Source organism: Mycobacterium triplex (genome assembly GCF_000689255.1).
GTDB classification, from domain to species: domain Bacteria; phylum Actinomycetota; class Actinomycetes; order Mycobacteriales; family Mycobacteriaceae; genus Mycobacterium; species Mycobacterium triplex.
In genome coordinates, this window is sequence record NZ_HG964446.1 from 4,764,869 (window position 1) to 4,771,295 (window position 6,427).

5 protein-coding genes and 1 riboswitch are annotated in these 6,427 nt (G+C 67.5%); of the genes, 3 read left to right on the top strand and 2 right to left on the bottom strand.

What is annotated here, in order from left to right; all coding sequences use genetic code 11:
- Positions 1–600 (top strand): TetR/AcrR family transcriptional regulator, encoded by a 600-nt coding sequence (locus BN973_RS22000; RefSeq protein WP_036470865.1) that lies wholly within the window; start codon positions 1–3, stop codon positions 598–600.
- Positions 601–700: 100 nt separating this feature from the next.
- Here BN973_RS22000 and BN973_RS22005 read toward each other — a convergent pair whose 3' ends face one another.
- Positions 701–1,666 (bottom strand): proline dehydrogenase family protein, encoded by a 966-nt coding sequence (locus BN973_RS22005; RefSeq protein WP_036470866.1) that lies wholly within the window; start codon positions 1,664–1,666, stop codon positions 701–703.
- Positions 1,666–3,297 (bottom strand): L-glutamate gamma-semialdehyde dehydrogenase, encoded by a 1,632-nt coding sequence (gene pruA / locus BN973_RS22010; protein WP_036470867.1) that lies wholly within the window; start codon positions 3,295–3,297, stop codon positions 1,666–1,668. The genes BN973_RS22005 and pruA overlap by 1 nt, the downstream gene beginning before the upstream one ends.
- Positions 3,298–3,381: 84 nt before the next feature.
- Here pruA and BN973_RS22015 point away from each other — a divergent pair, with 84 nt between their 5' ends.
- Together BN973_RS22015 and BN973_RS22020 are read left to right on the top strand one after the other, a co-directional pair.
- Positions 3,382–4,974: a PucR family transcriptional regulator gene (locus BN973_RS22015; RefSeq protein ID WP_139830384.1), complete on the top strand. Its 1,593-nt coding sequence runs from the start codon at positions 3,382–3,384 to the stop codon at positions 4,972–4,974.
- Positions 4,975–4,994: 20 nt separating this feature from the next.
- A riboswitch (cobalamin riboswitch) is annotated at positions 4,995–5,175 on the top strand.
- A gap of 122 nt (positions 5,176–5,297) precedes the next feature.
- A partial coding sequence (locus BN973_RS22020; RefSeq protein ID WP_036470868.1) for a PPE family protein occupies positions 5,298–6,427 on the top strand: 1,130 nt, incomplete at its 3' end.

Consider the following 6,427-nt stretch of genomic DNA (forward strand, 5'->3'; position numbering starts at 1 on the left):
ATGACGCAGGCGTCCGCGCTGACCGAAACCCGCGAACTCATCGTCGAGTCCGCGTTCGCCTGTTTCGGTAAGCAGGGGCTGCAGAAGGCGACGATCGTCGACATCGCCAAGCGGGCCGGGGTGTCCCGCAGCACCATCTACGAGTACTTCAGCGACAAGGCGGCGATCATCGAGGCGTGCGCCGAGCACGCGTCGGAGTGGTTCTATCGCGAGATGGCCATGGCGATGGACCGGGGCGGCACGCTCGAGGACAAGCTGTGCTCGGCGGCGGTGTTCGTGACGCAGGCGCGACGGGTCATGGCCTCCGAGGAGTACTTCGACGAGGAAGCGATCAGCCTGCTGCTGACCAAGGATGCGGGCGTGCTGCTACGCGAATGCGTCGACTTCCTCTCGCCGTATCTGTCCGCGGCCAAGCTGACCGGCGAGGTCCGCAAGGACCTCGACATCGAAGCCGCCGGCGAATGGTTCGCGCGAATCCTGTTCTCGCTGTTCAGCACGCCGTCGCCGATCCGGGATATGGACGATCCCGACGTCGTCACCGAGTTCGTCTGCGCCCACGTGGTGCGCGGATTCGCCAGCGAGCGTCCTCGGCGTCGTTGACTGTGCGCCTGCGGATTTCGGTGTGCGCCTGCGGCGACGACACGCCGGAGTCTCCAGCCCCCAGCGCACACCCAAGGCCGCCGGTGCACACTCAACGGGATCAGTGGCCGCGCTGCGCCAAGGCCCGCAGGAAGAACGTCAGGTTGGCGGGGCGTTCGGCGAGCCGGCGCATGAAGTATCCGTACCATTGCGTGCCGAACGGCACGTAGACCCGCACGTGGTTGCCGGTGTCGGCCAGTCGGCGCTGCTCGTCGTCGCGGATGCCGTACAACATCTGGTATTCGAATCCATCGGTGCCGCGCCCTGATTCGCGGACCATGGCCGGCACCGCCTCGGTGATCGCGGGGTCGTGCGAGGCGACCATCGGATACCCTGCGCCGGTCATCAGCACCCGCAGACAGGCCAGATAGGAGTCGGTGACCTCGTCGCGACCTCGGTAGGCCACCGATGCGGGCTCGTCGTAGGCGCCCTTGCACAACCTGATCCGGGCGCCGGAAGCGGCGAATTCCCGGCAGTCACCCAGGGTGCGCCGCAGGTAGGCCTGCAAAACGGTACCCAGCCATCCGAATTCGGTGCGCAGATCGCGCACGATGGACAGCGTCGAATCGGTCGTGGTGTGGTTCTCGGCGTCCACCGTCACCCACACGCCGGCCCGCGCGGCCGCGTCGCAGATCGACCAGGCGTTCTCCCGGGCGATCTTCTCGCCGTCACGCTCCAGCGACTGCCCCAGCGCCGACAACTTGACCGAGACCTCCAGCGGCCGGATTCCGTCGCCGACGGATTCGAGCCTGCCCAACCTCTCGATCAAATCGAGGTAGACCCGCACGGCGGCGTCCGCGTCATCGCCGTTCGAGACATCCTCGCCCAGATAGTCGATACTGACCAGTCGATCCGAATAACGCAGGGCGGCAACGCTATTCATCGCCGAGTCGACCGTCTCGCCGGGGACGAAGCGGTGCACCACCCGGCGGGTGACCGGCAGCCCTTCGGCGGCCCGGCGCAATCCCGGACGCCGGCTGGCGGCCATGATCGCCGGCCGCAAGGTGGCGGAGAAGACGCCGGCCATCAGTCGGACCCCATGTGCGGGTAGGTGTGCCGGGTGGCCGGGACGAACGTCTCCTTGATGGTGCGGGCCGACGTCCAGCGCAACAGATTCAGTACCGACCCGGCCTTGTCGTTGGTTCCCGAGCCGCGGGATCCGCCGAACGGCTGGCGCCCGACGACGGCCCCGGTGGGCTTGTCGTTGATGTAGAAGTTGCCGGCCGCGAACCGCAACCGATCCTGCGCGGTGAGCACGGCCCGACGATCGTCGGCGATCACCGCGCCGGTCAGCGCGTAGCGCGACCCGGTGTCGATCACGTCGAGGATGCGCTCGTAGGAATCGTCGGGGTAGACGTGGACCGACAGCAGCGGGCCGAAGTACTCGGTAGAGAACGCCTCGTCGGTCGGGTCGTCGGACAGCAGCACCGTGGGACGGACGAAATAGCCTACGCTGTCGTCATATTCGCCACCGACCGCGATCGTGACACCGGCCGCACCCTTGGCCCGCTCGATGGCGGTGACGTTCTTGTCGAAGGCCCGCCGGTCGATCAGCGCGCCGCCGTAGTTGGTCAGGTCAGTGATGTCGCCGTAGCTCAGCCCGGCCGTGGCGCCCAGGAAGTCGTCACCCATGTGCTGCCACACCGAATGCGGGATGAACGCCCGCGACGCCGCCGAGCACTTCTGGCCCTGGTAGTCGAATGCCCCGCGAATCAGCGCCGTGCACAACACATCCGGGCGCGCCGACGCGTGCGCGACCACGAAGTCCTTACCGCCGGTCTCGCCGACCAGCCGCGGATAGCTGTGGTAGCGGCCGATATTGGCGCCCACCTGCTGCCACAGGTGCTGAAAGGTGGCCGTCGACCCGGTGAAGTGGATGCCGGCCAGCCGCGGATCTGCCAGTGCCACATCGGAAACCGCAAAGCCGTCGCCGGTGACCAGGTTGATCACCCCGGGTGGCAATCCGGCCGCCTCGAGCAGCTGCATGGTCAGATACGCCGACAGTGTCTGGGTGATCGACGGTTTCCACACCACGGTGTTGCCCATCAGCGCGGGTGCGGTCGGCAGGTTGCCCGCGATCGAGGTGAAGTTGAACGGCGTGATCGCGTAGACGAAGCCGTCCAGCGGGCGGTACTCGCTGCGATTCCACTCCCCCGGTCCGCTGACCGGCTGCTGCGCCAGGATCTGGCGAGCAAATGCCACGTTGAACCGCCAGAAGTCGATCTGCTCGCACGGGGAATCGATCTCGGCCTGGTAGACCGACTTGGACTGGCCGAGCATCGTCGCGGCGGCGATCTTCTCCCGCCACGGGCCGGCCAGCAGGTCGGCGGCCCGCAGGAACACCGCGGCCCGCTCGTCGAAAGGCAGTGCCGCCCAGTCGTGCTTGGCGGCCATCGCGGCTTCGATGGCCGCCGTCGCGTCGGCGTGGCCGGCATTGGTCAAGGTGCCCAGCGCGGCGGCGTGCCGGTGTGGCTGGACGACATCGATGCGTTCGCCGTCGCCCATCCGGTGTTTACCGCCGATGACGTGCGGGAGCTCGATCGGATGGTCGGCCAGCCCGGCGAGTTCGGTATACAGCCGGGCGCGTTCGGGCGAGTGCGGGGCGTAGTCATGAACCGGTTCGTTGCCCGGCGTCGGCACCTGGGTGATCGCATCCATGCTGCCCAGGATCCTCGGCGCGGCCGCGCGATCTGTTGGCTGATCAGACAAGATAATTCACCTACGGTAGTAGAATCAGACAATATGCGGGTGCCTGGCGTTGGACTGGGCCAGCTGCTGCTCGCGCTGGACGCGACGCTGGTGAGCCTGGTGGAGGCGCCGCGCGGTCTGGACCTCCCGGTGGGGTCGGCGGCGCTGATCGATTCCGACGACGTCCGTCTCGGCCTGGCGGCGGCGGCGAGTTCCGACGTGTTCTTCCTGCTGGGGGTCAGCGACGACGAGGCGCCGGCCTGGATCGACAAGCAGGCGCGGGAGCGCGCCCCGGTCGCGATCTTCGCCAAGGAGCCGTCGAACGCGCTGGTGACCAAGGCCGTCGCGGTCGGGTCGGCGGTGGTGGCCGTCGAGCCGCGGGCACGCTGGGAGCGGCTCTACCAATTGGTCAACCACGTCTTGGAGCACCACGGCGATCGCGCCGATCCGACGGAAGACTCCGGCACCGACCTGTTCGGTCTGGCGCAATCGCTGGCCGATCGCATCCATGGCATGGTCAGCATTGAAAACGCCCAGTCGCACGTGCTCGCCTACTCGGCCTCCAACGACGAGGCCGACGAACTGCGCCGGCTTTCCATCCTGGGCCGGGCCGGGCCGCCCGAGCATTTGAAGTGGATCGGCCAGTGGGGCATTTTCGACGCGCTGCGGGCCGGCGGTGAAGTGGTTCGCGTCGCCGAGCGTCCGGAGTTGGGTCTGCGCCCGCGGTTGGCCATCGGGATCTATCAGCCACCCGCCGGGCCGCGCCGACCGCCGGTGTTCGCCGGCACCATCTGGGTGCAACAGGGATCGGCGCCGCTGGCTGAGGACGCCGAGGAGATCTTGCGCGGTGCGGCGGTGTTGGCCGCCCGCATCATGTTCCGGCTGGCGGCGCGGCCGTCGACACATGCGCAACGGGTGCAACAACTGCTCGGCCTGACCGACGGCGAGCCGGCCGACGTGGCGGGGATCGCCCGAGAGCTGGGGCTGGCCGCCGACGGCACCGCGGCGCTGATCGGCTGGGACGCCACCGACGCCGGGTCCCGACATGCTCGGCTAACCGATGTTCTGGCGTTGAGCGCCAGCGCTTTTCGTCGAGATGCCCAAGTCGCGTCGCGGGGCTCGCGGATGTATGTGCTGCTGCCCCAGACATCGACGGCCCGCTCGGTCACGTCGTGGGTCCGGGGCACCATCAGCGCACTGAGCACCGAACTCGGTGTCGAGCTGCGGGCGGCCATCGCGGCGCCGGTCGCGGGCCTGGCCGGCATCGCCGAGGCGCGCAACGAGGTCGATCGAGTACTGGATAGTGCGCAGCGGCATCCGGTTTCGATCGGACAAGTGACATCGCTGGCCGAGGCGCGCACCACCGTCTTGCTCGACGAAATCGTCACGACGATCGGAACCGACCGGCGGTTGGTCGATCCGCGGATCCGCGACCTGCACGAGCGGGACCCCTTGCTGGCGAAGACTCTTCGGACCTATCTGGACACCTTCGGCGACGTCGGCCTCGCCGCGCACCTGTTGCAGGTGCATCCCAACACGGTTCGCTACCGTATCCGCCGGATCGAGAAGCTGTTGTCGACCTCGCTGGGTGATCCGGAAGTGCGGCTGCTGTTTTCGCTGGGCCTGCGGGTGCTGGAGCGGGGATAGCACGGCCTTTGCCCCGGACTTCGAGTGATTTGCAACAATGTCACCCGTAAGGTGATGACGATGTAGGAAGCCGGTGCGAATCCGGCGCGGTCCCGCCACTGTCATCGGGGAGCGACCCTCAACTGCCACGGCTGGCAAGCTGGAAGGCGAGGCGAGCAGCGATCCGAGAGCCAGGACACTCGCGTCATTGCGTCCTGCGACCCGGGGCGGAGTACCCCGAGAGAGCTCTCGACGTCCATGTCACACTCTGCATTGCTGGCTGCCTCCACCTGCTATTCGTCGTGTCCGACAAAGACTTTCGCCCCAGCTGGCGGAGGCGACCGATGACCGGTCCGATCTGGATGGCCGAACCCCCGGAGGTGCATTCGGCGCTGCTCAGCAGCGGGCCGGGCCCGGGACCGTTGCTGGCCGCCGCGGTCACCTGGAGCGCGTTGAGTGCCGAGTATGCCGAGACGGCCAACGAACTCACCGCGCTGTTAGGCGCGGTGCAGGCCGGAGCCTGGGACGGACCGACCGCCGCGGCCTACGTGGTCGCGCATGCGCCTTACCAGGCCTGGTTGATCCAGGCCAGCGCCGACAGCGCGGCCGTCGCGGCCCAGCAGGAGTTGGTGGCCACCGCCTACACCGCGGCATTGGCGACGATGCCGACCCTGCCGGAGCTGGCCGCAAACCACGCCACCCACGGCGTCTTGGTGGCGACCAACTTCTTCGGCCTCAACACCATTCCGATCGCGCTGAACGAAGCCGACTATGCGCGGATGTGGGTCCAGGCCGCCACCGTGATGACCACTTACGAGGGTGTGGCAACCGCGGCGGTGGCCGCCGCACCGGAAACCGAACCGGCGCCGCAGATCATGGAAGCCGACACGGTGGCGGCGGCATCGTCACTGCCGCCCGATCGACAAAGCCAGGTGCTGGAATGGCTGGAGCGCATCGGGTTCATCGACTTCTACAACCGCTACATCCAACCGTTGATCGATTTGCTGATGAACAACCCGTTCTTCCAGGCGCTGTTTTCCGGCTTCGACCCGTGGCTGCCCATCCTCGGCAACCCGCTGAGCTTCCTCAATCCGTTCAACATCGCGTTCGCACTCGGCTATCCGATGGATTTCGGGTCGTACTTCGCCTTTCTGGCGCAGACCTTTTCGTTCATCGCGGCCGACCTCGCCGCGGCGTTCGCCTCGGGCAATCCGGTGACGATCTTCTGGACGATATTGTTCACCGCCGTCGAAGCCATCGGCACGATCATCACCGACACGATCGCGTTGCTCAAGACGTTGCTGGAGCAGACACTGGTGCTGATCCCGATCATTCTGCCGCTGCTGAGCGCGTCCATGGTGCCGTTGGTGGTGCCTACGCTGGCGGGCGGTCTGGCGGGCCTGACGGGTTTGGCGGGGCTGTCCGCCATCCCGGTGGTGCCGATCGTCGCGGCCCCCGCGTTCGTCCCGGCGGC

What these genes read in the sequence shown, in the direction of transcription:
- BN973_RS22000 (WP_036470865.1), top strand. Translation starts at nt 1, where the DNA reads ATGACGCAGGCGTCCGCGCTGACCGAAACCCGCGAACTCATCGTCGAG.
- BN973_RS22005 (WP_036470866.1), bottom strand. Translation starts at nt 1,666, where the DNA reads ATGGCCGGCGTCTTCTCCGCCACCTTGCGGCCGGCGATCATGGCCGCC.
- pruA (WP_036470867.1), bottom strand. Translation starts at nt 3,297, where the DNA reads ATGGATGCGATCACCCAGGTGCCGACGCCGGGCAACGAACCGGTTCAT.
- BN973_RS22015 (WP_139830384.1), top strand. Translation starts at nt 3,382, where the DNA reads ATGCGGGTGCCTGGCGTTGGACTGGGCCAGCTGCTGCTCGCGCTGGAC.